Annotated in this window: 28 protein-coding genes; 14 read left to right on the top strand and 14 right to left on the bottom strand. The window is 74.4% G+C overall.

The features are described 5' to 3' along the window. Positions 1-104: 104 nt before the first annotated feature. Entirely contained in the window at positions 105-1,010 is a 906-nt protein-coding gene (locus ACFPBZ_RS03120; protein WP_378034534.1) for an IniB N-terminal domain-containing protein, read from the bottom strand. Positions 1,011-1,347: 337 nt separating this feature from the next. On the opposite strand from ACFPBZ_RS03120, the gene ACFPBZ_RS03115 reads away from it, so the two are divergent. Both ACFPBZ_RS03115 and ACFPBZ_RS03110 read left to right on the top strand, forming a co-directional pair. Then, positions 1,348-3,522, top strand: a complete 2,175-nt coding sequence (locus ACFPBZ_RS03115) for an Hsp70 family protein (RefSeq protein ID WP_378034533.1) — start codon at positions 1,348-1,350, stop codon at positions 3,520-3,522. Continuing rightward, entirely contained in the window at positions 3,519-5,081 is a 1,563-nt protein-coding gene (locus ACFPBZ_RS03110; protein ID WP_378034532.1) for a LuxR C-terminal-related transcriptional regulator, read from the top strand. Before ACFPBZ_RS03115 ends, ACFPBZ_RS03110 begins: the two co-directional genes overlap by 4 nt. Before the next feature lie 85 nt (positions 5,082-5,166). On the opposite strand, the gene ACFPBZ_RS03105 is transcribed toward ACFPBZ_RS03110, so the two are convergent. Continuing rightward, entirely contained in the window at positions 5,167-7,101 is a 1,935-nt protein-coding gene (locus ACFPBZ_RS03105; RefSeq protein WP_378034531.1) for a S9 family peptidase, read from the bottom strand. Between the two features lie 47 nt (positions 7,102-7,148). Here ACFPBZ_RS03105 and ACFPBZ_RS03100 point away from each other — a divergent pair, with 47 nt between their 5' ends. After that, positions 7,149-7,358, top strand: coding sequence for a hypothetical protein (locus ACFPBZ_RS03100; RefSeq protein WP_378034530.1), 210 nt, complete (start codon positions 7,149-7,151; stop codon positions 7,356-7,358). Here the strand turns inward: ACFPBZ_RS03100 and ACFPBZ_RS03095 are convergent. From ACFPBZ_RS03095 to ACFPBZ_RS03080, 4 genes are read right to left on the bottom strand one after another with little or no spacing between them, the layout of a single operon-like run. Next, the gene (locus tag ACFPBZ_RS03095; RefSeq protein WP_378034529.1) at positions 7,324-7,641 is read right to left on the bottom strand and encodes a hypothetical protein; all 318 of its coding nucleotides are present in this window, start codon (positions 7,639-7,641) and stop codon (positions 7,324-7,326) included. The two genes, ACFPBZ_RS03100 and ACFPBZ_RS03095, sit on opposite strands and share 35 nt — an antisense overlap. Beyond that, entirely contained in the window at positions 7,619-9,469 is a 1,851-nt protein-coding gene (locus ACFPBZ_RS03090; RefSeq protein ID WP_378034528.1) for a putative bifunctional diguanylate cyclase/phosphodiesterase, read from the bottom strand. The genes ACFPBZ_RS03095 and ACFPBZ_RS03090 overlap by 23 nt, the downstream gene beginning before the upstream one ends. A 28-nt stretch (positions 9,470-9,497) precedes the next feature. Then, the gene (locus ACFPBZ_RS03085) at positions 9,498-11,546 is read right to left on the bottom strand and encodes an Rv1355c family protein (protein ID WP_378034527.1); all 2,049 of its coding nucleotides are present in this window, start codon (positions 11,544-11,546) and stop codon (positions 9,498-9,500) included. Further along, positions 11,546-12,247, bottom strand: a complete 702-nt coding sequence (locus tag ACFPBZ_RS03080; protein ID WP_378034526.1) for a hypothetical protein — start codon at positions 12,245-12,247, stop codon at positions 11,546-11,548. The genes ACFPBZ_RS03085 and ACFPBZ_RS03080 overlap by 1 nt, the downstream gene beginning before the upstream one ends. A gap of 292 nt (positions 12,248-12,539) precedes the next feature. On the opposite strand from ACFPBZ_RS03080, the gene ACFPBZ_RS03075 reads away from it, so the two are divergent. Both ACFPBZ_RS03075 and ACFPBZ_RS03070 read left to right on the top strand, forming a co-directional pair. Continuing rightward, on the top strand, positions 12,540-12,677 hold the full coding sequence (locus tag ACFPBZ_RS03075; RefSeq protein WP_378034525.1) for a hypothetical protein: 138 nt from the start codon (positions 12,540-12,542) through the stop codon (positions 12,675-12,677). A 147-nt stretch (positions 12,678-12,824) separates the two neighbouring features. Next, on the top strand, positions 12,825-13,166 hold the full coding sequence (locus tag ACFPBZ_RS03070; protein ID WP_378034524.1) for a hypothetical protein: 342 nt from the start codon (positions 12,825-12,827) through the stop codon (positions 13,164-13,166). 18 nt (positions 13,167-13,184) lie between these two features. Here ACFPBZ_RS03070 and ACFPBZ_RS03065 read toward each other — a convergent pair whose 3' ends face one another. From ACFPBZ_RS03065 to ACFPBZ_RS03050, 4 genes are all read right to left on the bottom strand, one after another. Continuing rightward, on the bottom strand, positions 13,185-14,108 hold the full coding sequence (locus tag ACFPBZ_RS03065; protein WP_378034523.1) for an NAD(P)-dependent alcohol dehydrogenase: 924 nt from the start codon (positions 14,106-14,108) through the stop codon (positions 13,185-13,187). A gap of 80 nt (positions 14,109-14,188) precedes the next feature. Beyond that, a complete protein-coding gene (locus ACFPBZ_RS03060; RefSeq protein WP_378034522.1) occupies positions 14,189-14,584 on the bottom strand; it encodes a hypothetical protein in 396 nt (131 codons plus the stop codon). 181 nt (positions 14,585-14,765) lie between these two features. Continuing rightward, entirely contained in the window at positions 14,766-15,431 is a 666-nt protein-coding gene (locus tag ACFPBZ_RS03055) for a TetR/AcrR family transcriptional regulator (RefSeq protein ID WP_378034521.1), read from the bottom strand. After that, positions 15,428-17,251 (bottom strand): DHA2 family efflux MFS transporter permease subunit, encoded by a 1,824-nt coding sequence (locus tag ACFPBZ_RS03050; RefSeq protein ID WP_465251504.1) that lies wholly within the window; start codon positions 17,249-17,251, stop codon positions 15,428-15,430. The genes ACFPBZ_RS03055 and ACFPBZ_RS03050 overlap by 4 nt, the downstream gene beginning before the upstream one ends. Before the next feature lie 319 nt (positions 17,252-17,570). Between ACFPBZ_RS03050 and ACFPBZ_RS03045 the strand changes: the two genes are divergently transcribed. From ACFPBZ_RS03045 to ACFPBZ_RS03030, 4 genes are read left to right on the top strand one after another with little or no spacing between them, the layout of a single operon-like run. After that, positions 17,571-18,536 (top strand): ATP-binding cassette domain-containing protein, encoded by a 966-nt coding sequence (locus ACFPBZ_RS03045; protein WP_378034520.1) that lies wholly within the window; start codon positions 17,571-17,573, stop codon positions 18,534-18,536. Beyond that, positions 18,533-19,345, top strand: coding sequence for an ABC transporter permease (locus ACFPBZ_RS03040; RefSeq protein ID WP_378034519.1), 813 nt, complete (start codon positions 18,533-18,535; stop codon positions 19,343-19,345). Before ACFPBZ_RS03045 ends, ACFPBZ_RS03040 begins: the two co-directional genes overlap by 4 nt. Before the next feature lie 2 nt (positions 19,346-19,347). Beyond that, a complete protein-coding gene (locus ACFPBZ_RS03035; protein ID WP_378034518.1) occupies positions 19,348-19,791 on the top strand; it encodes a hypothetical protein in 444 nt (147 codons plus the stop codon). A gap of 46 nt (positions 19,792-19,837) precedes the next feature. Then, on the top strand, positions 19,838-20,101 hold the full coding sequence (locus ACFPBZ_RS03030) for a CDGSH iron-sulfur domain-containing protein (protein WP_378034517.1): 264 nt from the start codon (positions 19,838-19,840) through the stop codon (positions 20,099-20,101). On the opposite strand, the gene ACFPBZ_RS03025 is transcribed toward ACFPBZ_RS03030, so the two are convergent. Next, positions 20,038-21,030, bottom strand: coding sequence for an iron-containing redox enzyme family protein (locus ACFPBZ_RS03025; protein ID WP_378034516.1), 993 nt, complete (start codon positions 21,028-21,030; stop codon positions 20,038-20,040). The two genes, ACFPBZ_RS03030 and ACFPBZ_RS03025, sit on opposite strands and share 64 nt — an antisense overlap. Positions 21,031-21,301: 271 nt before the next feature. Between ACFPBZ_RS03025 and ACFPBZ_RS03020 the strand changes: the two genes are divergently transcribed. Then, positions 21,302-22,090: a HemK2/MTQ2 family protein methyltransferase gene (locus ACFPBZ_RS03020; RefSeq protein WP_378034515.1), complete on the top strand. Its 789-nt coding sequence runs from the start codon at positions 21,302-21,304 to the stop codon at positions 22,088-22,090. Here ACFPBZ_RS03020 and ACFPBZ_RS03015 read toward each other — a convergent pair. Next, positions 22,032-23,417, bottom strand: a complete 1,386-nt coding sequence (locus ACFPBZ_RS03015; protein ID WP_378034514.1) for an amidase — start codon at positions 23,415-23,417, stop codon at positions 22,032-22,034. The genes ACFPBZ_RS03020 and ACFPBZ_RS03015 overlap by 59 nt on opposite strands. A gap of 72 nt (positions 23,418-23,489) precedes the next feature. Here ACFPBZ_RS03015 and ACFPBZ_RS03010 point away from each other — a divergent pair, with 72 nt between their 5' ends. Further along, positions 23,490-24,305 (top strand): SMP-30/gluconolactonase/LRE family protein, encoded by an 816-nt coding sequence (locus ACFPBZ_RS03010; protein ID WP_378034513.1) that lies wholly within the window; start codon positions 23,490-23,492, stop codon positions 24,303-24,305. Here ACFPBZ_RS03010 and ACFPBZ_RS03005 read toward each other — a convergent pair. Then, entirely contained in the window at positions 24,286-24,717 is a 432-nt protein-coding gene (locus tag ACFPBZ_RS03005) for a VOC family protein (RefSeq protein WP_378034512.1), read from the bottom strand. The genes ACFPBZ_RS03010 and ACFPBZ_RS03005 overlap by 20 nt on opposite strands. 91 nt (positions 24,718-24,808) lie before the next feature. On the opposite strand from ACFPBZ_RS03005, the gene ACFPBZ_RS03000 reads away from it, so the two are divergent. The 3 genes from ACFPBZ_RS03000 to ACFPBZ_RS02990 all read left to right on the top strand — a co-directional run bounded on the left by ACFPBZ_RS03000 (position 24,809) and on the right by ACFPBZ_RS02990 (position 25,988). Next, positions 24,809-25,225, top strand: coding sequence for a hypothetical protein (locus ACFPBZ_RS03000; protein ID WP_378034511.1), 417 nt, complete (start codon positions 24,809-24,811; stop codon positions 25,223-25,225). Between the two features lie 27 nt (positions 25,226-25,252). Further along, positions 25,253-25,483 carry a hypothetical protein gene (locus ACFPBZ_RS02995; RefSeq protein ID WP_378034510.1) on the top strand — a complete coding sequence of 77 codons (231 nt, stop codon included), beginning with the start codon at positions 25,253-25,255 and terminating at the stop codon, positions 25,481-25,483. Between the two features lie 79 nt (positions 25,484-25,562). Then, complete coding sequence (locus tag ACFPBZ_RS02990; RefSeq protein ID WP_378034509.1) at positions 25,563-25,988, top strand: Rieske (2Fe-2S) protein; 426 nt, start codon at positions 25,563-25,565, stop codon at positions 25,986-25,988. Positions 25,989-25,992: 4 nt separating this feature from the next. Here ACFPBZ_RS02990 and ACFPBZ_RS02985 read toward each other — a convergent pair whose 3' ends face one another. After that, complete coding sequence (locus tag ACFPBZ_RS02985; RefSeq protein ID WP_378034508.1) at positions 25,993-26,448, bottom strand: VOC family protein; 456 nt, start codon at positions 26,446-26,448, stop codon at positions 25,993-25,995. Between the last annotated feature and the right edge of the window lie 84 nt (positions 26,449-26,532).

The raw sequence follows: 26,532 nt of genomic DNA, 5'->3' as shown, positions 1-26,532 counted from the left end.
CATGCGCGAAGGCCGGGACACGGTGCGTGCGCACCGTGCCCCGGCCTCGTCGTCACGCCGCGGACGTTACGCGGCCGTGGTCCCGCACTCGGCGGTCAGGGAGCTCAGAGCAGAGCCAGGTCGACGTCGTTGTGGTGCACGTCGACGGTCGTCGAGGCGTCGGTGTTGCCCGAGTCCTCGATGTTGGTGTTGCCGGAGTGCGACGTGTCGGTGTCGACGTGGTTGTCCTGGTGGGAGTTGTCGGTCGAGCTGTCCACCGAGTTGTCGGTCGAGTTGTCCTGGTGCGAGTTGTCGACCGAGTTGTCCTGGTGGGAGTTGTCGGTCGACGCGTCGATCGTCGAGGCCGCGCCGTTGCCGAAGACGATCGCACCGTGGTCGCCGGCGTCGACGTCCCCGTCGACCGCCGAGCCGGACCCGAAGGCGGTCGTCGAACCCTGGCCCGAGACCTGGTTGTCGTCGCCGACCACGTTGCCGTCCCCGTGGGTGATCGGGGCGTTGTTGTCGCCACCGACGTAGGTGCCGCCCTCGCCGACGTTCGTCGTGGTGTTGTCGACGTGGATCTCGGCGTCGTCGCCGGCCCAGATCTTGGTGATGTTGTTGGTCTCGTTGTACGTGTGGTGCGAGTTGTCGACGAAGTTGTAGTTGTTCGTCACGTAGTTCAGGTGCGCCACGACCTGGTCGGTCGGGCTGCAGTGCGCGGCGGGGCGGCCCTCGTCGTCGCAGTCGACCGGCTTGCAGTGGTGGTCGTCGTCCTCGTGCTTGGGCTCGGAGTCGTAGCAGTGGTCGTCGTCGCAGTCGTCCTCGTACTGCGCGCACTTCTCGGCGTCGACCTTCTCGAGGACGACGGGGAGGAGCTCCTTGATGTCCTCCACGGTGCAGTCGCCGAGGCCGGCGTGCTCGAGCGCCTCGTGCGGGTTGTCGCGGAAGTCGGCGAGCGCGTCCTTGTCGTTCAGCAGGTCGAGCAGGAACTCGAGCAGCGTCTTCGACTCGGTGATGTCCAGCGTGGCCATGGTGTGCCCCCAGGTATCGGTGAAGCGGAGTGCGCTCTCGGCGTGCTGCCGGAGCGGCGTTGGGGAGAACAGTCGTCGTCGGGGGCCCGCCGGCCATCGGGGCGGCGCCCGGGTTCTCGGGGGGACCCCCTAGGGGGTCGGGGGCCTCGTCCGGACCTCCCGCCCCGGGCGGCCCAACCCCTCACGGCGAGTGACCACCGGGGGTGCGGCCGAACGGTGGACGTCCCCACGATCGAGCTACGAACGTGTAACGGCGGCTCCGGAGGGGTCGATGATGCCCACGAGTCAGCGACACGGCGCCGCCCCTTCCGGGGAGGTCCGGGACGGGGGAGCTGCAGTGACGCAGGTACGGACCACGCAGTGGAGCGGACACCGTCCGGCGACCCCGCCTGCCTACGACCTCGGCATCGACCTGGGCACCACCTTCACCTCCGCCGCCGTCCACACCGACGGCGGCTCCGACCTGCGGGTCGTCGGCCTCGAGCGGGGCCGCGTGCAGGTCCCCTCCGTGCTCCTGCTCGACGACGACGGCTCCCTGCTCGTCGGCGGCGAGGCGGAGTCCCGGGCGTCCTGGGCCCCGCAGCGGGTGGTGCGCGAGTTCAAGCGCCGCCTCGGCGACGACACCCCGATCGTCGTCGCCGGCCAGGGCTTCTCCGCCGACGGCGTGGCCGCCGAGATGGTCCGCTGGACCGCCGACCGGGTCGCCGAGCAGCACGGTCACGCGCCGCGCCGGATCGCCGTCGCCCACCCCGCGGGCTGGGGCGCCTACCGCCGCCGCGTGTTCACCGAGGCGCTGGCCGAGGTCGGCCTGCACGACGTCGTCCTGCTCACCGAGCCCGAGGCCGCCGCGGCCGCGCACGCCGCCGCCGGGCGCCTCCCGGTCGGGCGCACCGTCGCCGTCTACGACCTCGGCGGCGGCACCTTCGACGCCGCCGTCGTCCGCGGCACCCTCCCCGGCCCGCAGGCCCCCGTCGGGCTCACCGTCCTCGGGCGCGGCCAGGGCCTCGAGGCCCTCGGCGGCATCGACTTCGACGAGGCCCTGTTCTGGCACGTCTGCGCCGAGCTCGGGGGCGCGGTCGCCGCACTCGACCCGAACGACCCGGCCGTCATCCGCGCGGTCACCGGCCTCCGCCGCGCGTGCGTCGCCGCGAAGGAGTCGCTCTCGGTCGACACCGAGGCCGTCGTCGACGTCCGGCTCCCCCAGCTCACCACCCGCGTGCGCGTCACCCGTGGCGAGTTCGAGGACATGATCTCCCCGGCGCTGCGCCAGACGTTCGACGTCCTGGGCGAGGTGCTCGACTCGGCCCGCCTGCGCCCCGCCGACCTCGACGGCGTCCTGCTCGTCGGCGGCTCCTCGCGCATCCCGCTGGTCGCCCGGATGCTCTCCGCCGAGCTCGGGCGCCCGGTCGCGATCGACCCCGACCCCACCACCGTCGTCGCCCGCGGCGCCACCTGGGCGGCCGCCGCCGCGAGCGGCGCCGTTCGTCCCGCGTCCGGCCCCTTCCCGGCCCCGCGCCCGGTCCCCCCGGTCTCCACCCCCTTCCCGACGATCACCCGTGCCCCGGCCCCGGCGCCCCGCGCGCCCGAGCCCCGGACCGAGTTCGTCGGCCCGGCCGCCGCTCTCGCCGCCCACGACGAGCCCCGCACCCAGTTCGTCGGCCCGGCGGCCGCCCTGGCGGCCCACGACGAGCCCCGCACCGAGTTCGTCGGCCCGGCGGCCGCCCTGGCTGCCCACGCCCCGGACCCGACGACGACGCCCGTGCGCCTCGACCTGCGCGGGCAGGCGCCCGACCCCGTCACCGACGTGGTCGGCCCGGCCCAGCGCAGCCGCCCCACCTCCGCCCTCGCGCCGGTCCGCGCCGCCGCCCCGATCCCGGTGGCCTCCGGTCTGCGGCCCTCGCCCTTCGCGGCCGCGGCGCCCGGGCCCGACCAGCGCCGCCGTCGCCTCGCCGTCGGCGCCGGGGCCGCCGCGGTGCTGACCGCCGCCGGTGTCGCCGCCGTGACCGTGCCCATGGTGAAGGCGTCGAACGCCTCGAACACCTCCGCCACGGTCGCCGCCCCGGTGTCCCAGGCCCCCGGGCTCCCGGCCGCCCCGGCCCCGGGTCTGCCCGGCGCCGGCACGCTCCCCACCGGGACCTTCGCCTCGACCGACCAGGACCCGTCCGGCTCCACGACCTCGGTGGCGAACACCGCCGGCACGCGCGCCTCCACCCCGGCGGTCCCGGCCGCGAAGCCGGTGGTCCCGGCCGCGAAGCCGGTCGTCCCCGCCGCCCCGGCGCCCGCGGTCGTGCCGCCACCCGCCGCTCCGGCTCCGGCCCCCGCGCCTGCGCCGGCTCCCGCGCCCGCCCCGGCTCCCGCACCGGCCCCGGAGCCCGCACCCGCGCCGGACCCCGGGCCCGCCCCGGAGCCGGCGCCGGACCCGGTTCCGGCCCCGGAGCCCACGTCGAAGGTGGCGCCCGCCCCGGCTCCGGCCCCGGTGGTGGCTGACCCGGCCGCACCGGCCGCAGTGTGAGCGCGCCCGAGCTGGACCGGCTCATGGAGTCCGACGCCGACCTGACCGCGGCCGCCGAGCACGCAGCGCTCGCCGGCGAGCTGGTCGAGGCGGCCCGCTGTGCCGACGAGGTGCTGGCCGACCCGACCGCCGGCACCCCCGAGCTCGTCCGGGCCGCCCACGTCCTCGCCGGGGTGCACGCCCACCGCGGGATGCTCGCCGACGCGGCCGACCTGCACGCCTGGGTCGCCGCCGTTGCGCCCGCCCAGGCCTGCCCGGCCGCCGCCGTGGCCCTCGTCGGGACCGGCCGCGAGCCCGTGACCCCCGCCCCCGACGCCGGACGTCCTGCGCCGCCGACCCTGCGGACCGGGGCCGACGGCCTCGTCGGGAAGGCCGTGCGGGCCAGCGTGCGCGCCGGGGGGTCCGCCGCCGCGCTGTCCGACCTCACCCGCGCTGCGGCGATGCTCGAGTGCCGCGCCCCGGCGCTGCACGACGACTCCCCCGCCGCCCTCGGCGCGCTCGTCGCCCTGCACCGCGGCGAGCCCGACCTCGCCCGCAACCTCGTCGACCGGGCCCTCGCGACCGACCTCGGCGGCGCCCCGTACCGGCGGCGCCACCTGCTCCTGCGCGCCTGGGCCGACATGGCCGGCGGCGACCTGCTCACCGCACGCGCCGGCCTCGACGCCGCGAACGCCCGGCCCGAGCCGGTGCAGGCGCGCGACGAGCTGGTCGCGGTCGCCCTGGAGGCCGGGCTCGTCCGGCGCGCCGGGGACACCCGGGGGCTGCTCGCGCTGTGGTCGCGGGCCCGCGAGGCGGTGCTGCGGCACACCGTTGATCTCTGGTCGCTGCTCGCGATCGGCGAGCTCGCGGTGATCGCGGGACGGCTCGGGCGGATGGCCTGGCTGGCCCCGCACCTGGCCGCGGGCGACGAGTTGCTCGCCGGACTCGGCCAGCCCGTCCTCTGGGCGTCGCCGTGGCACTGGAGCGCGTTCCTCGCCGCGGTCGCCGCCGAGGACCCGCCCTCGGCCCAGCGCCACGCCGCGCACCTCGCCGAGGCCGCCGCCGACCCGGCCGCCGAGGCCGGTTCGCTCGCCGGGGTCCTCGCCCGCGCCGCCCGGGCCTGGCTGCACGTGCTGGCCGGGGACGTCGACGCCGACGAGCTCGACGCGGTCTGCGCCGCCCTCGCCGGGGCCGGGATGGTCTACGACGGCGCCCGCCTCGCGAAGGAGGCCGCCGTCCGCACCAGCGACAAGCGGGTCCTCGCCGCGATGCTCGGGCTCGCCCGCGGCCTGCTCGCCGGGCCCGCCGAGGCTTCCACTCCCCGCGGCGGCGACGAGGCACCCGAGCCGGCCACGCCGGTCGTCGGGAACGCCCCTCCGCCGCGGCCGGCCGTGCTGTCGGACCGGGAGAAGGAGGTCGCCGAGCTGCTGCTCGACGGGCTCACCTACCGCGAGATCGGCGACCGGCTGTTCATCACCGCGAAGACCGTCGAGCACCACGTGCGCGGGATGCGCCAGCGGCTCGGCTCCGGGTCGCGGACCGACCTGTTCGCCGACCTCCGGGGCGCCTGCGGCCGCTAGTCCGTCCGGCCCATCCCCCTGGTGGAGCGAACGGCACTCTCGCTCACGTAGAAGCAGCGGGAGTGCCGTTCGCTCCGGCCCGGGACTACAGGTTCTCGATCTCCACCGGCTCGATGCCCTCCGCCTCGGGCAGCGAGAAGCCGAAGAGCCGGGAGTAGAAGGCCAGCTCCGCGTCGAGGGCCCGCCGGATGTTCTCGGCCTTGCGGAACCCGTGCTGCTCCCCCGCGAACAGCAGGTACGCCACCGGCACCCCCCGGTCGCGCAGCGCCGAGACGATCATCTCCGACTGGTTCGGCGGGACGATCGCGTCCTCGTCGCCCTGCAGGACGATCAGCGGCGTCGCGAACTCGGCGACGTGCGTCAACGGCGAGCGCTCGACGTAGACGTCGCGGGCCTCGGGGTAGGGCCCGACGAGCCCGTCGAGGTAGCGCGACTCGAACTTGTGCGTGTCGGCGGCGAGCGCCTCGAGGTCGGCGACCCCGAAGTGGTCGGCGCCCGCGGAGAACGGGGTGTCGGCGCGGGCGAGGGCGGCCAGCGTCGTGAACCCGCCCGCCGAGCCACCGCGGATCGCGAGCCGCTCGGGGTCGACCCGCCCGGCGTCGGCGAGGGCCCGCGCGGCGGCGAGGCAGTCGGCGACGTCGACGATCCCCCACGCCCCCTGCAGCTGCTCGCGGTAGGCGCGTCCGTAGCCGGTCGACCCGCCGTAGTTGACGTCGACCACGCCGAACCCGCGGCTCGTCCAGTACTGCAGGCCCACGGCGAGCACCGGCGCGGCCGCCCCGGTCGGGCCGCCGTGGATGACGACGAGCAGCGGCGGCAGCTCGCCGTCGGACCCCTCGCCCGCCGGCGGGTAGTAGAGCGCATGGGCGTCGCGCGCCGCACCGTCGCCGTCCACCGAGGCGAACGTCATCGGCTCGGGGACGGAGATCGTCGTCGGGTCGAGGCCGAGGTCGCGCGGCGCCCGCAGCGTGGTCACCCCGCCGGAGGCCGACACCCGGTGCACCCCGACCTCCGCCGTCGGCGCACCCGCCAGGCACACGACCCCGTCGCCGTCCGCCCGCACCGACCGGATGGCCGAGAAGCCGGCGTCGAGCTCGGTCAGGGTGCCGTCGGCGGCGCGGACCACGAGGGCGTCGAAGCCCTCCGACGACCGCGCGAACACCACCCGGCCATCGTCGAGAACGGCGTACCGGGACCCGCCGAGCTGCCAGCCCGGCTCCCCGATCTCGGCGTCGATCTGCACCAGCGGCTCGACCCCCGCGGACGGCGACCACCGGTAGAGGTTCCACCAGCCGGTGCGGTCGGAGAGGAAGGTGAGCGACCCGTCGGGCTGCCAGGCCGGCTCGGTCACCGACTCCCCCGGCCCGCCCGCGACGACGACGTCCTCGCCCGTCGCCGGCGACCGCACCGTCAGGACGACGTCGTCCCACGGCATCGAGGGGTGGTCCCAGGAGAGCCACGCGAGCGACGAGCCGTCGGGCGAGAGGCGGGGCGCGGCGACGAAGTCGGGGCCGCTGACGAGCACCTCCGGGGTCGAGAGAGCCCGGGCGTCGAGCCGGACGACCTCGTTGACGACGTCCGTGGCCGGGGAGTCCGCCGCGGGGTGGTGCTCGCGCACGCACACGAGCCAGGTGCCGTCGGGGGCGACGTCGCCGTCGGCGTAGCGGTCGCCGCGCGACACGGCGGGCTCCGGGGTGAGCAGGGTGACCGCGCCGTCGTCGAGCCGCCGCAGGCGCTGGTCGGCCCAGTCGACGAGGAAGACGACCCCGTCGTGGACCCACCAGGCGCCGCCGCCGTACTCGTGGACGGCCGTCCGCACGTTGGCGTCGGGGCCGAGGAGGTCGGTCGTCGTGCCGTCGGCGGCGCGGCGCACGAGCGCGACCCGCCCACCCTCGGCGGCGCGGCCCTCGCCCCAGATCACCGCGTCGCCGTCGGGGTGCACCGCGTCGAGGCGGACGGCGGCGGTCACCACGAGCTCGGAGGTCACGGGGGTCGGCCACGAGCCGTACGGAGCGATCATGGGTCCATCGTGCCGGTGCACGCCGCAGACCACTTCCCGGGCCGACCGTGCCGTGGAACCGGGTCTCCAGGACCCGGTTCCACGGCCGGGGTCAGGACGAGGAGGCGCTCTGGGACCCGCTCGACGAGTCCTTGCGGCCCGACGAGTCCTTCGACGACGTGGACCTGCTCGACGAGTCCTTCGAGTCCGACGAGTCCTTCGACGTCGAGGCCGGCTTCTCCTTCAGCCCGAGGACGTCGAAGGCTTGGGCAGGGTGAGCTGGAGGTCGACCTTGTTCGGCGCGTAGGTGAACGAGTAGTACCTGCTGCTCACGCAGAACGTCCTCCCGTTCTTGTTCGCCGCGTAGGCATTCCCCCCGCCGCAGCTCACGCTCGACGAGGTCGAGCCCTGGGCGCTCGCGGCCGTCGCCGTGGCGTTCTTGCCGGCGTAGGCGACGGACTTGTCGTTCCCGGTGGCGGTGGCCCGGGCGGTCGCGTTGTCGCCCTGTGCGCGAAGCGCTCGTGAGCACTTCGTGGGGCTATAGCCCCTGAAAGTGCTCACGAGCGGCGGAGCCGCCCATGGGCCGCGCGAACAGGTACCCCTGGGCCGACCGGCACCCGAGCGCGACGAGCGTCGCCGCCGCGATCTCGCTCTCCACGCCCTCGGCCACGAGGTCGAGCCCGAACGACTCGGCGAGCTTCACGATCGACCGGACGATCGCGTGGTCGTCCTCGTTGCGCCCCAGGTCGTGCACGAACCCGCGGTCGATCTTCAGCGTGGTCACCGGGAACGCCTTGAGCTGGGCGAGCGAGCTGTAGCCGGTGCCGAAGTCGTCGATCGCGATCCCGACGCCCAGCTCCCGCAACCCGTGCAGCGTCCGCAGGGCCGCGACGTCGTCGCTGACCATCACGTGCTCGGTGACCTCGAGCATCAGGTCGCCCCCGACGAGGCCGTGGCGGGCCAGCACCTCGGCCACCGACGCGACGAAGTCGATCGAGATCAGCTGCACGGGCGAGACGTTCACCGACATCATCACCCCGGCCGCCACCCCGTCGGCCCGCCACTCCGCGAGCTGCCGGCAGGCCTCCCCGAGCACCCAGTCGCCGAGCTCGCCCGCGAGGTTCGTCGCCTCCGCGACCCCGACGAACAGCTCCGGGGCCACCGGGCCGAGCGTGGGGTGGTTCCAGCGCACGAGCGCCTCCACCCCCACGGGGCTGCGGGAGCGCAGGTCGACGATCGGCTGGTAGGCCACCGTGAGCGCCCCGTCGCGGATGGCGTTCAGCAGGTTCATCTCCACGGCGACCCGCACCTGCTCGCGGGTCTGCATCTCCGAGGTGAAGACGACGACGTGGTTGCCGCCGCGGCCCTTCGCCACCAGCACGGCCTGGTCGGCCGAGCGCAGCCACTCGGCCAGCGACACCGAGCCCGGCTCCATCACGGCGATCCCCACGCTCACCGTCCGCGCCAGCGACTGCCCGCCGAGCTGCATCGGCTCGGCCACCGCCGCCTGGATGCGCTCGGCCACCGCCACGGCGCGGGCCTCGTCGCACACGCCCGCGACCGCCACGACGAGCTCGTCGCCGCCCAGGCGGGCCACGACGTCGTCGGGATCGACGGCCGCCCGGATCCGCTGCGCGATCGCGACGATGAACCGGTCCCCCGCCTCGTGGCCGAGGAAGTCGTTCATCGCCTTGAGCCGGTCGACGTCGAGGAAGAGCAGGGCGCGCGGCCCCGGCCGGGTCGTCTCGGGCCGGGGGTTCCCGACGATGCCGTGGAGGACCTCCATCAGCGCCCGCCGGTTCGGCAGCCCGGTCAGCTCGTCGTGGTGGGCGATGTGGCGCAGCCGCTCCTCGGCCGCCATCCGTCCCTGCATCTGCGCGAACAGCAGCGCGATCGTCTTCAGGGCCCGCAGCTCGTCGTCGGCCCAGCCGCGGTCGCCGAACTTGATGAACCCGAGCGTGCCCGTGGTCGTCCCGTGCGAGCGCAGCGGCACCACCGCGAGCGACGTCGACGCGACCCCGGAGCCGACACGCACCCGCTCCTGGTAGTCGGCCGAGTCGGTCGTCGGGCGGATCACCATGATCTCGGCGAGGTGCTCGCTCGCCGCGAAGATCGGGTCGGCCGTCGCGAAGGGGATGACGCCGAGCGGGTCGGGGTCGGGAATCTCCGCGCGGACCGGCCACTCCGCGACCAGGACGGTGGCGTGGCGGACGTCGTCGTGGAAGCGCAGGAAGCTCGTGTCCACCCGGAAGTAGTCGACCAGCGTGCGCAGCACCGATCGGGCGGCGTCCTCGAGGCCGGCCGAGTCGACCCCCATGAGCGTGGTGGCGACCGCGGTGACGAGCTCGTCGAGATTCGCCGTCCCGATGTCGTCCTCCGCACATGACACCTACGGAGCGTAACCGATGCTCGGCCGTTCAGGCAGGACGAAGGATCTCCCCGACCGGGCGACGCCGACTGCGTGGCGGAGAGGAATCGCCGCGGACGTGACTCAGTCGCAGGACCAGCGCCACCTGCTCCCCCGGCTCCAGACCGGCCGCCAGCCGGAAGTCCCGCCGCGCCCGGCCGAGCTCCCCCGCCAGCGACGGTGACAGCTCGACGAGGTCGGCGTCGTCCACCGCGAACAGGAACACCGGCGACACCGGGTGCACCGCGAGCCCGATCGACTGCGCGGTGACCCACACCGACTCCACCGCCTGCCCGCCCCGGACGAAGTCGGCCGGCGCCGCCCCGTCGACGGTCACCACCGCGAGGGCGGAGCTCGACCGCACCCGGTCGCGGGTGTCGTCGGCGAGCGCCGTCCCGGCGTCCCAGTCGGCGAGCAGCGTCATCACCTCCGGGCGCCGCGCGATCGCGAGCTTTGCGAGGTCGGCGTCGTCGAGCCCCAGCGAGGCCACGTCGATCCCCGAGGTGGCCCCCGCGTCGACGAGCTCGGAGAACATCTCGCGGTGCAGCGTGGCCGTCAGGTAGCGGACGCGGTCGGCCTCGGCCATCGCGTCGGCGGCGTGGTCGAGCACCGGGCCGGGCTCGAGCAGCCGCAGCCGGCCGCCCTCGTCGCGCGCGGCCTCGTCGAGGGTGAGGCGGTCGCTGGTGCGCAGCGGCTGCGGCACCCCGAGGGCGCGGTCGGTGCCGCGGGCGAGGACGTCGACGGCGTCCAGGCGCTCGTCGCGGCCGGCGCCGAACTGCAGGGTGGCGACCAGGTCGGGACGGGCCTCGTCGGGAAGGATCGCCACCGGGCCCAGCCGGCCCTGGCGCGACGCCGCCGCCCGCGCGTTGTAGAGCGCCGCCCCGAGCGCGACGTAGCTGCCGCGGAAGGCGACGTCCATCGTCGTCGTGCGGCTGCGGTCGAGGTGCAGGCGCAGGCCCGCGTCGTCGGTCTCGACGTGCCAGGGCTGGACGTTGCCGCCCGACGGGGCGCGGCGCACGGCCTCGAGGATCGCGTCGTCCAGGGGGTCGTCAAGGACTTCCTGCTCCCCCGACGATGGTTCCACCGGCGTCGCCTCGAGGGCGTCCAGGTCCTCCTCCAGGTCGACCCGGATCCGCCCGGACGCCAGCTCGCGGCCCAGCCCGAGGCGCCGGACGGCCGCCGCGACCGTCGCGCCGCCGAGCTCCACGTCGCCGCCGAGCTGCGGCCAGGTCGACAGCGTGGTGCCGACCTCCACCATCGACGCGGCGATCCGTGGCGAGAGCTCCGACGCCCCGAGGATGCGCAGGACGTGCGGGACCTTCTCCTTCGTCGCCAGCGCCGCGAGCGAGGCGGAGTCGAGGTCGCCGACGAGGCCGTGGAACAGCGGGCGGTCGGGCTCGAGGTCGAAGCGCTCGACGTCGAGCAGCCCCCGGTCGCTGGTCACCATGAGCACCGGGATGCCGCGGGCCCGGGCGCGCTCGCGCAGCAGGACCTTGACGTCGAGGGAGTCGGCCTCCTCGACGAGGACGTCGAGCCCGTCGAGGAACTGCTCGAGGTTCTCCGCGGTGATGCCGTCGGTGAACGTGCGCGTCCGCAGGTAGGGGTCGAGCTCGGCGATCCGGCGCGCCGCGACGACGGCCTTGTTCACCCCGAGGTCGAGGACCGAGGCGGGGATGCGGTTGAGGTTGGAGAGGTCGAGCGCGTCGAAGTCGGCGAGGCGCAGCTCCCCGCCCAGCCCCTCCAGCGCGAGCGCGTACGCGGCGGCGTGGCCGACCGAGAGCCCGGCGACCCCGATCGTCAGCGACCCCAGCCGCTCCTGCTCGGCCGCGGTGATCTTGTTGCGGTTGCGGTCGGTGCGCAGCCGGCGGAACGCGGTCTCGTTCAGCACGGCCACCGCGGTGCGCCGCCAGGGGTAGTAGACCCAGGTGGTGCCCTCGTCGTCGGGCCGGTCGGTCCGCAGGGCGGCGAGGTCGCGGCGCTGGGCCTCGCGCTGGTCGAGGACGGTGACGCCCGGGTCGGTGAGCTCCGGGGCGTCGTCGGGCAGGAAGCGGTGTTCCATCACGCCGCTCGCGGGGCCGGGATCGTCGAGCGCAGCAGCGCCGCGGTCTCGGCGTCGACGGCGCGCATCTCGTCGTCGGAGACCTCCGGCGGGAGGTGCCAGCGGTCCCAGAACATGAGGTGCGTGCGGTACCGCTCGTCGGGATAGGGCACCGGCGGGATGTCGCGCTGCAGGACCGCGCCGGTGGAGGTCCAGAGGCGCTCGGTGTGCGCGGCGGTGGTGCCGAGCCCGTAGCGGGCGCCGAGGATCGTGCTCGCGTGCACGGGTGCACGGCCGAACGCCTGCACCACGGGCCGGCGCCCGGGCACGTCGCGCGCCACCCACAGGCCCTTGGACTCGACGATGCCGTCGGCGAGCCGGTCGGTGATGCGGGCGTGCACCTCCGGGTCGTCGTCCCACACCTCGAGGGCCTGGGCCTCCTCGGCGCGCTCGTAGGGCCCCTGGGCGCGCATGCCGCCGACGGGCCGGCCGTCGGGCGCGAGGGCGACGAACACGAGCGACGTGCGCTCCCGGTCGAGCTCGAGCGCCGGCGCGACCCCGTGCGAGCCGTACACCGCGAGGGCGCCCTCGAGGTAGCTCTCCCACAGCTCCGGGGACGCCTGCGGGGTGGACACGACCATCCGGTGACCGGTGTGCGCGACCTCGTAGCTCACGCCCCACGGAGCTCCGGACCGGCTGTGCAGCACGATCCCCTCGGTCATCCGATCCTCCATCGTTCGGGTACCCGAGGATCTTGTGGGTGAGCCGAACGGGGCAGAACCGCCGTTCAGGGTGTCCTTCCGTCACGATCGATTCGTCCACCCGCCGAACGAGGGACACCATTCGCTACGGTCCGTAGAGCCCGTCCGGTCCAAACCGTCCGTCGCGCGGGACTTGTCGTCCGACGTATTCCCGACGACCGCTCAGCGCCCGAATCCGACCGAACGGTTTGTGATCCGGGCCTCATGGGCCACCCTGTGGTCGTCGGCGTCCACGACGGGAAAGGAGCGCCCGATGAGCATGCTCCTCGGCCTGCGTGAGCTCCTCGGCGAGTACGACGCGACCGCGCTCGAGCCCGATGTGATTCCTTCGCCCGTTCCCGACGATCCCGTGGTCGAGATCGAGGCGGTCCCGCGGCGTCCGGTCGACTAGACCGACCGGCCGTCGAGACCCCGCGTGAGCGGACCCACCTCCGCGAGGCACGTCACGGTCCGGTCGCCACGCGTCACACCGCCCCGGCATGGCGCCCGGGTCCGGCGGTGCGGAGCATCGGAGGCTCCCCACCCGGAGGTGCCCGACATGAACCCGCAGGAGCGCTACGACCGGTTCCGTTCCGCCCTCGGCTTCCGCGCCGACCTCGCCGAGACCGCCGACGAGGCGGCGCCGGGGCTGTCCCTCGCCGGTCTCGACGGCGAGCCGATCGAGCCCGCCGTCCGCCTGCACGTCGATCCCACGACCCTCGCCGACCACGTCGGCGGGCCGGCGGAGGTCGACGACGTCGACGACCTCGAGGCGGGCCGCCTGCAGACGCTGCTCGCCCAGATCGAGGAGGCCATCCTCGTCCGCGAGCCCGGTCAGGACCACCTCGTGCTGGTCGACGGGGTCGTGCGGGCCGTCAGCGAGGAGCCGGCCCGGGGGTGACGGCCCAGCGCTGACGCGTCACGCCGTGAGGTCCACGACCACCTTGCCGCGGCCCCCGGCCTCGGCGAGCTGATGGGCGCGGGCCACCTCGCCGAGCCGGACGACGTGCTCGACGGGCACCCGCAGCCTCCCGGTGGCGACGAGCTGCAGGAGGTGGGCGAGGTCGGCGCTGCGGGCCGCGGTGCGCACCGCCGTGAAGTCGGCGCGTCCCGGACGCAGTGAGCGCAGGACGTCGGGGTGCAGGGGCCGGACCGACACCACGATCCCGCCCGGGGCCAGGGACGGCGCGAGGTCGCGGTGGCGGGAGCGGCCCGCGGCGTCCAGCACGAGCTCGAAGGGTCCGGCGTCGCGCAGCTGCCGGTCCAGGTCGTCCGCGCGGCGGTCGAGGACCCGCGGCACGCCCAGATCGCGCACCCAGTCGAGCTTGTCCCGGCTGGTGGTGCCGACGACCTCCGCGCCCGCGAGGGCGGCGAGCTGGACCGCGAGGGAGCCGATCCCACCGGCCGCGCCGCACACCAGGACGCGGGCCGGTCGGCCGCCCGGGCCCGTCCGGGCGCGGAGCCGGCCCTGCCGGTGCAGCGCCTGCAGGGCGGTCAGTCCGGCCAGCGTCACCGCCGCGGCCTCGGGCGCGCCGACGTCCTCGGGAATCCGCGCCGCGCGGTCCTGCCCGACGAGGACCTGCTCGGCCAGCCCGCCGCCGCGATGCGGCAGCAGGGCCGCGACCCGGTCGCCGGGCGAGAAGGCGGTGGCGGCCGGCCCGACCGCGAGGACCCGGCCGGCCAGGTCGAAGCCCGGCACGAACGGCATCCGCCCCCACGTGGCGGGCGGCAGATCGCCCCGGCGGAGGCCGAGGTCGGTGCCGTTGATGCTGCTGGCCTCGACCGCGACGAGGAGCTCCGCGCCCCGGGGGCGGCCGGGATCGGGCCGGTGCTCGATCCGCATGACCGAGGCGTCACCGAACTCGGCGAAACAACCGACCCGCACCGCGATCCCCCGGCCCCTCGTCCCGGACGGCAGGGGCTCTACGCCCGGACCCCGCCGACCCACTGGGTGGCCTGCGCAGCGGTGGAGGCCCAGGTGACGTTCCCGGCGCGCCCGGCGAGCCGGGCGATCAGCTGCAGCCGCTCACTCGCGGTCGCCCGCGCGCCGAAACCCCGCCAGGCCGCGAGCGCACCGGGGTCGAGCACGAGGACGCGTCGCGCGGTGTCGAGCCGGGCGTCGAGCCGGGCATCGGTGCTCGACAGCGCCTCGGCGGAGGCGCCCTCCACCCGCTCCGCCCAGCGCGCCGCCTCGCGGGTGCCCTGCTCGTCGGCGCGGACGCTGACCACGAGGACCTCGGGACAACTGGTCGTTCCGGAATAAGTCTGGGTCTCGGACTGGACGTTGTCGGCTCGGGCGGCGAGCGACGGGGAAGACATGGTGAATCCTTTGTCGGAACGAGTCGTCGGCATCGATGCCGACAAGTCGATTCTGCCACCGCGGACGGCGTCGCGGACCGCTCGCCCGATTCGCCCTGCAGCTTCTCCGACAAGCAGATCGAATGGTGACCTGCGCGACCTCCGGCCAACCCCGGGCCATTCCGGTGCGGGCCGTGCCGCCTTACCGGGAAAGCCCGCCCGCGAGGTCGTCGAACACCTCGCGCACCATGGCCCGCAGGGTATCGACGTCGCGGGCGCCGGGCTCGGAGCGGTCGGTCCAGCGCTGCATCGCGATCCGCATCGCGGCCATTGCCACGGCGGCGACGAGGGCGGCGTGCAGCCCGACCTCGGGGGTGCCCTCGTCGTCGGGGTCGATCTCCCCGAGACGCTCGCCGATGGCCACCGCGAGCTCCCGCTCCCGCTCGGCGTAGGCCGCGAGCTGCGGGGCGAGCAGGGAGGGGCTGCGGCGCACCATCCGCAGCGCCTCCATCCGGGTCTCGTCGGTGAGGTCCTCGACGTGGGCCTGGACCGCGACCTGCAGGGCCTCGAGGACGCTCTCGGTCGCGGGCCGGTCGCGGAACCGCTCGAGGAGGACCTCGCCGCGGGCGGAGTCGCCGGCGACGACCGCCTCCTCCTTGCTCGAGAAGTAGTTGAAGAAGGTGCGCAGGGAGACGTCGGCGGCGTCGGCGATCTGCTCGATCGTCACGTTCTCGACCCCGTGCTCCAACGACAGGTGCAGGGCCGCCTCGCTCAGCGCCTCCCGCGTCGCCTGCTTCTTGCGCTCCCGCCGGCCCACCACCCGGCCAGTCTCCCGCGAGGCGGGCCGGGTGGGGGCGGCGGTGGTCATCGGGCCACCGCCGGGAGGACGTCGGTCGCGGCGTCGAGGGCGTGGCGCCCGGTGGGGGCGCCCTGGGTGATGCGCACGTCGCGGCGCTGGACGCCGGTGCCGCCGCCGAGCAGCTCGACGTGCGGGCTCCCCCGCCACTGCGCGACCAGCAGGTAGGGCACCGGGTCGCCGGTGACCGGGAGCCGGTAGCGGCCGTCGTCGTCGGCGGTCCCGCTCGCGAGCTGGCGCCCGGAGCGGTCGATCAGGGTGAGCACGGCGCCGGCGGCCGGGCGGTCGTCGTCGCGCACGGTGCCCTCGACGACGGCGACCGGGGCATCGTCGGGAACCGGCGCGGTCTCCTCGATGTCGATGGTGTCGCGCAGCGGCACCTCGCGCAGGAAGAGGATCGCGATCAGGGCGATCAGCGCCAGCGGGGCGGCCACCAGGAACATCAGCGCCACCGAGTCGCCGTAGGCGTTCTCGACGACGGCTCGAACCGGCTCGGGCAGCGTCGCCAGGTTGGGAATCTGTCCGCCCGACGACGACGTGGCCGACGCCGGGATGCCGACCGCGGTGAGGCCCGAGGTGATCGACGACGAGACCTGGCTCGAGAGCAGCGCGCCGAGGGCGGCGACACCCGCGGCGCCGCCGAGCGAGCGGAAGAACGCGACGGTGGAGCTGGCCGCGCCCATGTCGCGCAGGGCGACCTGGTTCTGCACGGCGAGCACGAGGTTCTGCTGGGTCGCCCCGACGCCGATCCCGACGAGGGCCATCGAGACGGCGAGCTCCCAGTACGGGGTGTCGGCGCTCATGATCGAGCCCTGGATCAGCAGTCCGAGGACGAGCGAGATCCCGCCGCCGACCAGGTAGGGCTTCCAGCGGCCGTAGCGCGAGATGAGCTGCCCGACGACGGTCGAGGCGATGAACAGCCCGGCGATCATCGGCAGGGTCAGCAGGCCGGCCTCGGTGGCGCTGGCACCCCGGGCGAGCTGGAAGAACTGGCTGAGGAACACCGAGGAGCCGAACATCGCGACCCCGACGAACAGGGCGGCGACGGTGGCGAGCGCGACCGTGCGGTTCCCGAAGAGCTTCAGCGGGATGACCGGCTCCTTCGCCCGCGACTCGACGAGCACGGCGAGCCCCAGCGCGACGACGCCGGCGGCCAGCCAGGCGAGCGACGCGAGCGAGACCCAGGCGAAGTTCTTGCCGCCGAGCGACACCCAGATCAGCAGGGCGGAGACGCCGCCCGCGACGAGCAGGGCGCCCAGGTAGTCGATGTGGACCTCGCGCTTGACCGTGGGCACGGTCAGGGTGCGCTGCAGGACGACGAGGGCGATCACGGCGACGGGCACGGTGACGTAGAAGCACCAGCGCCAGCCGATGGTGTCGACGATGACGCCGCCGATCAGCGGGCCGCCGACGGTGGCCACGGCCATGATCGCGCCGAGGTAGCCGGAGTACCGGCCACGCTCGCGCGGCGGGATGATCGCGGCGATCACCACCTGGGCGAGCGCGGTCAGACCACCCATGCCGAGGCCCTGGATGACGCGGAAACCGATCAGCTCCGGCGTCGAGGTGGAGAGCCCCGCGAGCATGGTGCCGACGACGAAGACCGCGATCGCGATCTGGACCAGCAACTTCTTGGAGAACAGGTCGGCGAGCTTGCCCCAGATCGGGGTGGAGGCCGTCATCGCGAGCAGCGACGCGGTGACCACCCACGTGTACTCGGCCTGGGTGCCGCCCAGATCGCTGAGGATCCGCGGCAGGGCGTTGGACACGATCGTCGAGGACAGGATCGCGACGAACAGGGCCATCAGCAGGCCCGAGAGCGGCACGAGCACGGCGCGGCGGCTCGTGGGGGCGGGCGGTGCGGTTATGGGTCCGGCTTTCCCGTGAGTGACGACGAGGCCGCGGCGATTCCGTTCGCGACACCAACGACCTTACGCTTCGCTGCATGCCGTGCAACTTTGCTCGTTGTGCCGTCTTGCACATCGCGCGACCCTGCTCGTCGTGCACGTGTCCGCACTGCGGCCATGCTGACACTGGACGTCACAATCGCCGCCGGCTCGACGGCGGGCCCCGATCCGGACGAATCTGACGCGACGCTGTCGGACCCCCTCGCTACTCTCGCGCCGGGTCTGATCACCGAGGGGGAACTCCATGGACGTGGCGATCGAGGTCGCCGGTCTCGTCAAGCGGTACAAGGAGGTCACCGCGCTCGACGGGGTCGACCTGCAGGTCCCGCGCGGCACCGTGCTCGGCCTGCTGGGCCCCAACGGCGCGGGGAAGACGACGATCGTCCGCATCCTCACCACGCTGCTCCAGCCCGACGAGGGCAGCGCGACGATCGACGGGGTCGACGTGCTGGCGAACCCGCGCGAGGTCCGGCGCCGGCTCGGGCTCTCCGGGCAGTACGCCGCGGTCGACGAGTACCTCACCGGGTTCGAGAACCTCGACATGATCGGGCGGCTCTACCACCTGGGGCGCAAGCACAGCCGCGAGCGGGCCCGCGAGCTGCTCGCCCAGTTCAGCCTCACCGAGGCCGGCGACCGGCCGACCCGTACCTACTCGGGCGGCATGCGCCGCCGGCTCGACCTCGCGGGCGCCCTCGTCGCCGCTCCCCCGATCCTGTTCCTCGACGAGCCCACCACGGGGCTCGACCCGCGGAGCCGCACCGAGATGTGGGGCGTGATCCAGCGGCTCGTCGCCGACGGCACCACCCTGCTGCTCACCACCCAGTACCTCGAGGAGGCCGACGTGCTCGCCGACGACATCGTCGTCATCGACCACGGCCGCGCGATCGCCCGCGGCACGGCCGACCAGCTCAAGGCCCAGGTCGGCGGCGAGCGCCTCGAGCTCACGGTCAGCGATCCGGCGCAGCTCGACGACGTGGTCCGGGTGGTCTCCCCGCTCGGGGTCGCGCCCGCGGTCACCGAGGCGCACCGCCGGTCGGTGACGATGCCCGTCACCGGCGGGGTGAAGGTGCTCCGCCAGGCGCTCGACCAACTGGAGACCGAGGGGCTGGAGGTCGACGACGCGGGGGTGCGCCGCCCCACGCTCGACGACGTCTTCCTCACCCTCACCGGCAGCACCACGGGCGACGACGCCGCGGGGGCCGGGCAGTGAGCGCCCTCGACGTGGTGACCGACGCGGCGGTGGTCGCCAAGCGGAACCTGATCAAGATCAAGCGGGTGCCCGACCTGCTGGTCTTCACCACGCTCTCGCCGATCATGTTCGTGCTGCTGTTCGCCTACGTGTTCGGCGGCGCGATCGACCCCTCCGGCGGCGGGGCGGCCTACCGCGAGTTCCTCATCGCGGGGATCTTCGCCCAGACCGTCGTCTTCGGGGCCACCAACACCGGCGCGGGCCTCGCCGACGACGTGAAGAAGGGCATCATCGACCGGTTCCGGTCCCTGCCGATGGCGCCGTCAGCCGTGCTGACCGGGCGGACGCTCTCCGACGTCGTCAACAACGTGATCGTCCTGGTCGTCATGTCGATCACCGGGCTGATCGTCGGGTGGCGCATCAACACGGGCCCGCTCGAGGCGCTCTGGGGCTTCGCCCTGCTGCTGATCTTCGCCTACGCGATCTCGTGGATCATGGCGTGGCTCGGCCTGCTGATCCCCAGCCCGGAGGTCATCAACAACGCCTCGTTCATCGTGATCTTCCCGCTGACGTTCGTCGCGAACACGTTCGTCCCGCTCGGCACCCTGCCCGGGCCGCTGCGGGTGTTCGCCGAGTGGAACCCGGTCTCGGCGGTGACGCAGGCGGCGCGGGAGCTGTTCGGCAACGCCGACCCCAACCCTGCCGCCCAGGTCTCCACCGCCTGGTCGCTGCAGCACCCGCAGCTCTACACGCTGATCTGGGCTGTGGTGGTGGTCGCGGTGTTCGCCCCGCTCGCGTCCTGGCAGTACCGCCGGGCCGCCAGTCGCTGACCGTGGCATCGGGAGCGACGACCACGCGGCAGCGCGGCGAGATGGGCGAGGGCCTCGCGGTGGGCTGCCTCGTCGTGGGCGTCACGGCGCTCGCCCCCACCGCGCCGCTCGACCCGGCCCTGGAGCACGCCCTCGACGGGTGGCCGTGGGCGGCGCGGTACCCGGTGGTGCGGCGCACCCCGCAGCTCGTCGACACGTTCGCCCGCAGCCCCGGCCGGCGCGGGCTGCGCATCGCGCAGTGGGTGCGCTCGCGCGGCCTCGTCGTGCCCCAGCTCCGCGACGACGAGTGGGACCTGACCGCGGCATGCGCCCGCCTCGAGGAGGGCACGGGCGTCCCGGCGCGGCGGTGGATCGACCTGACGCGGGCGTTCCTCGACGGGCTTGCCCCCGACGCCGTCTGGCGGGCCCCCGAGCCCCACGCCATGCCCGACGAACTCCCGGGGTGAGCCGGGTGACGGGTGAGGGGCCGTCGGGGCGGGGTAGCCGCGCCTCATGACACAGCTCCCCGAGACCGGCCGTGCCCCGCGGGTGACCCTGACGACGGAGGGCCCGATCCTCGTCGAGGGCCCGATCGAGCTGGAGACCCCCGACGGCACGATCGTGCGGTCCGAGCGCCCGGTGGTCGCGGTGTGCGCGTGCCGGCGCAGCAAGCGCTACCCCTTCTGCGACACCAGCCACCGGCGCAAGGTCCGTCAGACCGGCTCGGGCACCCGACGCAACGACGACGAGCCGGAATCCCAGGCCGCCACCAGGTAGTCGGCCATCCGGTCCTCGAGCAGCGTCGAGGCCTGGATGCCGAAGACGATGTCGGCGGCCAGCTCGGGCTCCCGGGTGGTGAGGTCGGCGAGCAGGCCGCGGCGCACGAGCTGCTCGTGGACGGCGTCGGCCTCCACGTGCTCGGCGTAGAAGGCCGTGGCCGCCTCGGAGGTGCCGAGGCGCCGCATGGCCTTGACCAGCCGTGCCGAGCCGGGCGACGAGGTGACCTCCACCAGCGCGAACTGCCCCACCGACGCGCCCCGCCAGCGGCGGTGCAGCCCGAACAGCGACATGACGTTGACCGTCGCGAGCGTGATGCCGGGGGCCTCGTCGAGGAAGGCGTGATAGCGCGAGTCGAGGCCGAGCTCGTCCATCATGTCGGCGAAGATCTTCGCGTGGACCCGGTCGGCGCGCCCGGCGCCGAACTCGTCGTGCTCCACCGTCACCAGGGACGCCTTGGCCTGGCCGTCGAGGCGCGGGATCACCCACGCCTGGGGGTCGGCCTCCTTGAGGTGGTAGATCGACCGGTGCGCGACGTACTCGCGCAGCTGCCAGAGCTCGCCGTCGCGGGCGAGCCGCCACGAGGGGCTGTCGCCGTCGGTGGCCTCCACGAGCAGGGCGTCGATCTCGGCGTCCACGTCGTCGCCACCGGCCACGTCGGCCTGCAGTGCGGCGAGGAACGGCTGCTCCAGCTCGCGGCGCAGGCGCAGCAGGTCGGGGTCCCACTCGAGCTCGGCGTCGACGCCGGGGAACGAGTGGTAGTGCAGCTCGTAGCAGAGGTAGAGCGCGAGGTGGAGGTCGTCGCCGTAGGGGTCGAGGCCCTCCGGCGTCGGCAGGTCACGGGCCGCCCGCTCCCCCGCGAACACCTCGAGCACGGCCTGCGAGACCGGGCCACGGGCCCGCGGCAGTACGGGGTTCTGGTCGAGCACGGTGCCTCCTCGGCGTCGGATACCGGCCCGCGAGATGCGGCCGAACCGGCAGTGGGGACCTGGTTACCCACCCTCGGCCGGCGGGACGCGAGGGGCGGATCACCCCCGGTTCACCCCCGAGAAGAACGAGTGCACCCCGCAACCTGCGGGTAACACGAGACGGAGATCGTCCCCGCCGGTTGAGGATCCAGCTGCTCTTCGGGGACCACACGGCACCCCTCTGCGTGCCTCGTCGCCCCCTCCCTCGCGAGTCCAACCGAGGAGCACCCACGTGTCCGTCGATCGCCTGCCCTCCCCTGCCCTGACCAGCGCGGATGTCGCCGCCGCGGCGTTGCCGACGCGGCCAGTCCTCGCGCCAGTCCCGCCCCGTCCCGTCCTCGACGGGAGCAGACCGCACCTGCCCGTGCTCCGCGGACCTGGCGTCTACCCGCCGCAGCGCGACACGTGGCTGCTCGCCGACGTACTGCGCGAGGAGCTCCTCGACGCGCCCGGGACGCCCTGCCGCGTCCTCGAGGTCTGCGCCGGCGCGGGCGCGCTCTCGCTGGTGGCGGCCGGGTTCGACAACACCGACGTCACCGCGGTGGACTGCTCCCGCAAGGCCCTGTTCAGCGTCGCACTCAACGCCCGGCGGCTCCGCCGTCGCGTCCGGGTCCGTCGCGGCGACCTCACCGCCCCGGTCGCCACCCAGCGGTTCGACCTCGTCGTCGCGAACCCGCCCTACGTCCCCGGCGCGGGCGACGACCTCCCCACCCGCGGCGTCATGCGCGCCTTCGACGGCGGCCGCGACGGCCGCCTCGTCGTCGACCGCGTCTGCGACGAGGCCCCGGCCGTGCTCGCCCCCGGCGGCTGTCTGCTGATGGTGCACTCCGCGATCAACGGCGTGGACGAGACGCTGCGCCGGCTCGAGGCCCAGGGGCTCCGGGCCGACGTCGTCACCCGCTGCACCCATCCGTTCGGGCCGGTCTTCACCGCCCGCGCCGAGCTGCTCGAACAGCGTGGGCTCATCGAGCAGGGGCAGCGGACCGAGGAGCTCGTCGTGATCCGGGCCCGCCGCCCCTGAGCTCCTCCAGCGCGTAGGCCAGCTCCAGCAGGGTGCGTTCGTCGCCGCGCGCGGCCGCGAGGTGCACCCCGACCGGCAGGCCGTGGGCGTCGACCCCGGCGGGCACCGCGATCGCCGGGGCGCCCGCGACGTTCTGCAGCGGGGTGAACCCGACGTAGCGCACCAACCGCTCGCGCAGCTCGTCGAACGGGACCGCCGGGTGCAGGTGGCCGAGGCGCGGCGTGCGGTGGGCGAGCACCGGTGAGAGCAGCACGTCGTGGTGGACGAACTCGTCGGCGTAGGTCGCCCCGACCGCGCGGAGGCGACGCAGGAACCCGGGCCGGCGCGGCGCCGTCGTCCGGAAGTGGCGGGCGAGGCCGTGGGTCAGCGGGTCGAGCCGCGACGGGTCGAACGACCGCCCGAAGGCGAACCGCCCACCGACGGTGATCGAGAACGCGAGCAGGCCCCAGTAGACGAGGAAGTCGTCGACGAACGCCGGGCCGACCGCGGGCACGTGGGGGACGACCACGTGCCCCTGCGCCTCGAGCGCGTGCGCCGTGGCGAGCACGGCCGCGCGGGTCTCGCCGTCGACCTCTCCCCCGGCCGGGCTGTGCAGGACGAGGCCGATGCGCAGCCGCCGGGAGCCCGGCCCCTCGACGAGGGCCTGGCCGGACATCCCCGCGAAGGCCCGGGCGGTGTCGCGGACCGAGCGGGTCACGACCCCCTCGGCGACCAGGTCGATCGGCATCACCGCCCCGGAGGCGCTGGGCGCGGTGACCCCGCGGCCCGGCTTGAGCCCGACGAGGCCGCACGCGGCGGACGGGATGCGGATCGACCCGCCGCCGTCGTTGGCGTGGGCCAGCGGAACGACCCCGGCCGCGACCAGGGCCGCGGCCCCGCCCGACGAGGCCCCGGCGCTGAACTCCGGGTCGTAGGGGTTGCGGGTGGGCTCGGCGTCGACGAACTCGGTGGTGGCGTTGAGGCCGAACTCCGGCATGCGGCTGGTCCCGACGAGGTCGAGCCCGAGGCCGAGCAGCTGCCGCGTGACCGCGCCGTGCTCCGGGGCGGGCACCGGGACGACCGCGGCGCTGCCATGGGTGGTCGGCCAGCCGGCGACGGCGGTGCTCTCCTTCACCAGGGTCGGCACCCCGGCGAACGGGCCGTCGGGGTCGCCGGGGACGGGGTCGGCGACCCGGTCGAGGCCCAGGCCACGGATCGTCGGGTCGACCCGGGCGAGCCGCTCCGCGACCGCGTCGCGGACCTCGACGGGTGAGACCTCACGGCAGCGCAGGCGTTGGGCCAGCCCGGTGGCGTCGTCGTCGGCCAGCGCGTCGTCGGTGAAGCTCACGCCGGTCAGGGAATCATGCGGCGGACCGTCGGTCGTCATGGCGGCGGGCCCCGACCTCGAGGAGCGACCCCGATGGAGACACTGCTCAGCGGCCTGGCGATGGTCGAGTCGGCCCGGTGGCACGACGGGCGGCTGTGGTTCGCGCACTGGGGCGTCGGCGAGGTGGTGGCCGTCGACCTCGACGGGAACGCCGAGGTCATGGCGCCCGGCCCGGCGCAGATGGGCTGGGCGATCGACTGGCTGCCTGACGGGCGCCTCGTCACCACCGGCGACGCGGTGCGGGTGGACGGGACGGTCCTGCGCGAGGGCGGCGCCAACGAGGTGGTGGTCGACCGTCGGGGGCGGGTCTATGTCGACGGGTTCGACGGAGACTTCTCCTTCACCACGCCCGGCTGGATCGACCTGGTGGAGCCCGACGGGACCTCGCGCCGGGTCGCCGGGGACATCCGGTTCCCCAACGGGATGGTCGCGACCCCCGACGGCTCGACGCTCGTGATCGCCGAGTCGGTCGGCGGCTGCCTGACGGCGTTCGATATCCACGACGACGGATCGCTCGGCGGTCGTCGGACGTGGGCCGAGGGGCTCGGACCCGACGGGATCGCGATCGACGACGAGGGCGGCATCTGGGCCCAGACAGCCGACACCTTCGCCCACTCCGGCGACCCCGACGCTCCCGCCGGCGCCGTCGTCCGGGTGCTCGACGGCGGGGAGATCACCCACCGGGTCGAGACCCCGATGCCCTGCTTCGCGTGCGCCGTGGGCGACGGCCGGCTGTTCCTGCTGTGCAACGAGTGGGAGGGCATCGAGAAGGCGGCGGAGGTGCAGGCGCGGCGATCGTCGCGCATCTACGTCGCGGAGATCCCGGAGCTCACGACAGGACCGCGGTGAGCTCGACGTTGATGTCGTCGGGGTCCTGGAAGGACAGGATCGCCATGCCGGCGTCGGTCATGTCGTGGATCCCGCCGTGCTCGATGCCGGCGTCGCTCAGCGCGGACGCGGCCCGGTCCAGGTCGGCGCGGGAGTCCACGGTGAAGCTGACGTGGTCGAGCCCCGTGCGGCCGGAGTCGAAGGAGTCGGAGCCGACCGGGCGCAGCCCGAACAGGGTCCCCTGCGGGGTCTGGTAGATCACGCCGCCGTAGAACTTCTCGGGCGACTCGCGCACCCCCGGCTCGTCGACCTGGTCCGAGGTGTCGATGGCGGCCGGCCAGCCGAACACGCGGTCGTAGAACGCCTTGGATCGCGCGATGTCGGTGACGGTCAGACGGACGTGGGCGAAGCCCGAGCTCTGGACGAGTGCCATGATCGGTGGTACCCGATGCGATCGCGGACAACCGGAGAATGCCCCGTCAGGACGCCTTGACAGTCAAGGTGACCTGACAGAACCTGTCGGCATGACGACGCCGCAGGAGCTGCACCGGGAGAAGACGCTGCGGACCGCGGTCGCCCGCTACGAGGAGCTGCGCCTGCAGGAGGCCCTCCTCGATCCCGACGATCCCCACGGTCCCGCCCCGCTCGACCGCCCGGAGGCCCTCGAGCTGCTCGCGCTGAGCGAGGTGATCGTCCAGAAGGCCGTGGCCGGGCGGCAGCTCACCGTGCGCAGCGCCCGGCGGGCCGGGGCGTCGTGGGCCGCGATCGGGCAGGCCCTCGGCACCACCCGCCAGGCTGCGTGGGAGGCCCACAACCGCTGGATCGAGGCACAGGTCGACCGACGCGACGAGGTCAGGGGGCTCGGGTTCGACGACGAGGACGCCGCCCGGGCCCGCGACCTCGCCGGCAGCCCGGAGGACGACGACCGCACGGAGCGCTAGCGCCTAGGCTGGGCTGCGGGAGGACATGTGCGGGACGAGGAACTGATCGTGGAGTTCGCCCTCGCACGTCTGGACCACCCCGACCTCGACCTCGAGGAGACGGCGGCGGTCCTCGTGCGGCGGCTCGGCCCCGAGCAGATGGTGCGGTTCGCCGAGCAGAACCTGGCCGACCGCGGCGAGTTGCGGGGCGCGATGTTCGAGTCGGCGGTCGAGCGGGTGGTGCGCGTGGTGCTCGCTCTGCGCGACGCCCGCGACTGACGACAGGCCCTTCGCAACCGTGTCCGATGGACACGGTCGCCACACGGCCGGCAGAAGCGCCCCGGCCTACGGTGCGGCCATGAGCCGACCGGACGGTCCCTGCTTCGCCCGCCGCCCGCTGCTGCAGGCCGGTCTCGCCGGGAGCGCCGCGATCCTCGGGGCCGGCGCCCTCTCGGCCTGCGGCGGTCCGCAGACCACCCCGACGACGCCCGCTCCCGGCCCGCTCGCCACGCTCGACCAGGTGCCGGTCGGCCGCACCACCGTCGTCACCAGTCCGAACGGCGCGCCGGTCGCCCTCGTCCGGACCGAGGCCGGTGTGGTCGCCCACAGCGCGATCTGCACCCACCAGGGCTGCGCCGTCGCCGGCGCCGGGGCCACGCTGACCTGCCCGTGCCACGGGTCGGTGTTCGACGCGACCACCGGCGCCGTGCAGCAGGGCCCGGCCGACCGGCCCCTGCCCGCGGTCCCCGTCGCGGTGCAGGGTCAGAGCATCGTCGTGACGTAGGCCGTCAGTAGCTCGCGGCGACGTCGAGGATCCAGGTCACGCCGAAGCGGTCGGTGAGCATCCCGAACGCCGGCGCCCACGGAGCGGGGCCGAACTGCTCGACGACGGTCGCGCCCTCGGCGAGCCCCTTCCAGAGGACCTCGACCTCGTCGACGCTCTCGCCGCGCACCGACACGAAGAACGGCTGGTCGGTGATCGTCGTGCCCTGCTCGCGCCGGGTCACCGGTGCGGGCCGGTCGGTCCGGTGCCGGGCCGGGACGTCGTAGGCCATGACGGTGAAGCCGTTCTCGGCGACGACCTGGCCCCAGACGACGTCGCCCGCACCCGGGACCTCCGCCGGCATCCCGAAGTCCGCGTAGGTGGCGATCATGACCTGCCCGCCGAACACCGAGCGGTAGAACTCGAGCGCCTCGCGGGCCTGCCCGAGGAAGTTGAGGTGGGTGACGGTGCTGACCGACATGCTGCGTGCTCCCTGGTCGTCCTTGATCTGACTACGTGGACGACTCTCGCAGCAGTAGTGGACAGGGATCGTCCTCTTCTCGTG

The sequence above is a fragment of the Actinomycetospora atypica genome, assembly GCF_042653685.1.
Taxonomy (GTDB): domain Bacteria; phylum Actinomycetota; class Actinomycetes; order Mycobacteriales; family Pseudonocardiaceae; genus Actinomycetospora; species Actinomycetospora atypica.
The sequence above is the reverse complement of the archived record's forward strand: the minus strand, read 5'-3'. Positions and strand labels throughout refer to the sequence as shown.

Coding starts and splice junctions, on each gene's coding strand:
- ACFPBZ_RS02990 (WP_378034509.1), top strand. CDS start 25,563: ATGAGCCGACCGGACGGTCCCTGCTTCGCCCGCCGCCCGCTGCTGCAG.
- ACFPBZ_RS03005 (WP_378034512.1), bottom strand. CDS start 24,717: ATGGCACTCGTCCAGAGCTCGGGCTTCGCCCACGTCCGTCTGACCGTC.
- ACFPBZ_RS03030 (WP_378034517.1), top strand. CDS start 19,838: ATGACACAGCTCCCCGAGACCGGCCGTGCCCCGCGGGTGACCCTGACG.
- ACFPBZ_RS02985 (WP_378034508.1), bottom strand. CDS start 26,448: ATGTCGGTCAGCACCGTCACCCACCTCAACTTCCTCGGGCAGGCCCGC.
- ACFPBZ_RS03065 (WP_378034523.1), bottom strand. CDS start 14,108: ATGCGGATCGAGCACCGGCCCGATCCCGGCCGCCCCCGGGGCGCGGAG.
- ACFPBZ_RS03105 (WP_378034531.1), bottom strand. CDS start 7,101: ATGATCGCTCCGTACGGCTCGTGGCCGACCCCCGTGACCTCCGAGCTC.
- ACFPBZ_RS03010 (WP_378034513.1), top strand. CDS start 23,490: ATGGAGACACTGCTCAGCGGCCTGGCGATGGTCGAGTCGGCCCGGTGG.
- ACFPBZ_RS03075 (WP_378034525.1), top strand. CDS start 12,540: ATGAGCATGCTCCTCGGCCTGCGTGAGCTCCTCGGCGAGTACGACGCG.
- ACFPBZ_RS03070 (WP_378034524.1), top strand. CDS start 12,825: ATGAACCCGCAGGAGCGCTACGACCGGTTCCGTTCCGCCCTCGGCTTC.
- ACFPBZ_RS03120 (WP_378034534.1), bottom strand. CDS start 1,010: ATGGCCACGCTGGACATCACCGAGTCGAAGACGCTGCTCGAGTTCCTG.
- ACFPBZ_RS03045 (WP_378034520.1), top strand. CDS start 17,571: ATGGACGTGGCGATCGAGGTCGCCGGTCTCGTCAAGCGGTACAAGGAG.
- ACFPBZ_RS03085 (WP_378034527.1), bottom strand. CDS start 11,546: ATGGAACACCGCTTCCTGCCCGACGACGCCCCGGAGCTCACCGACCCG.
- ACFPBZ_RS03055 (WP_378034521.1), bottom strand. CDS start 15,431: ATGACCACCGCCGCCCCCACCCGGCCCGCCTCGCGGGAGACTGGCCGG.
- ACFPBZ_RS03000 (WP_378034511.1), top strand. CDS start 24,809: ATGACGACGCCGCAGGAGCTGCACCGGGAGAAGACGCTGCGGACCGCG.
- ACFPBZ_RS03080 (WP_378034526.1), bottom strand. CDS start 12,247: ATGACCGAGGGGATCGTGCTGCACAGCCGGTCCGGAGCTCCGTGGGGC.
- ACFPBZ_RS03060 (WP_378034522.1), bottom strand. CDS start 14,584: ATGTCTTCCCCGTCGCTCGCCGCCCGAGCCGACAACGTCCAGTCCGAG.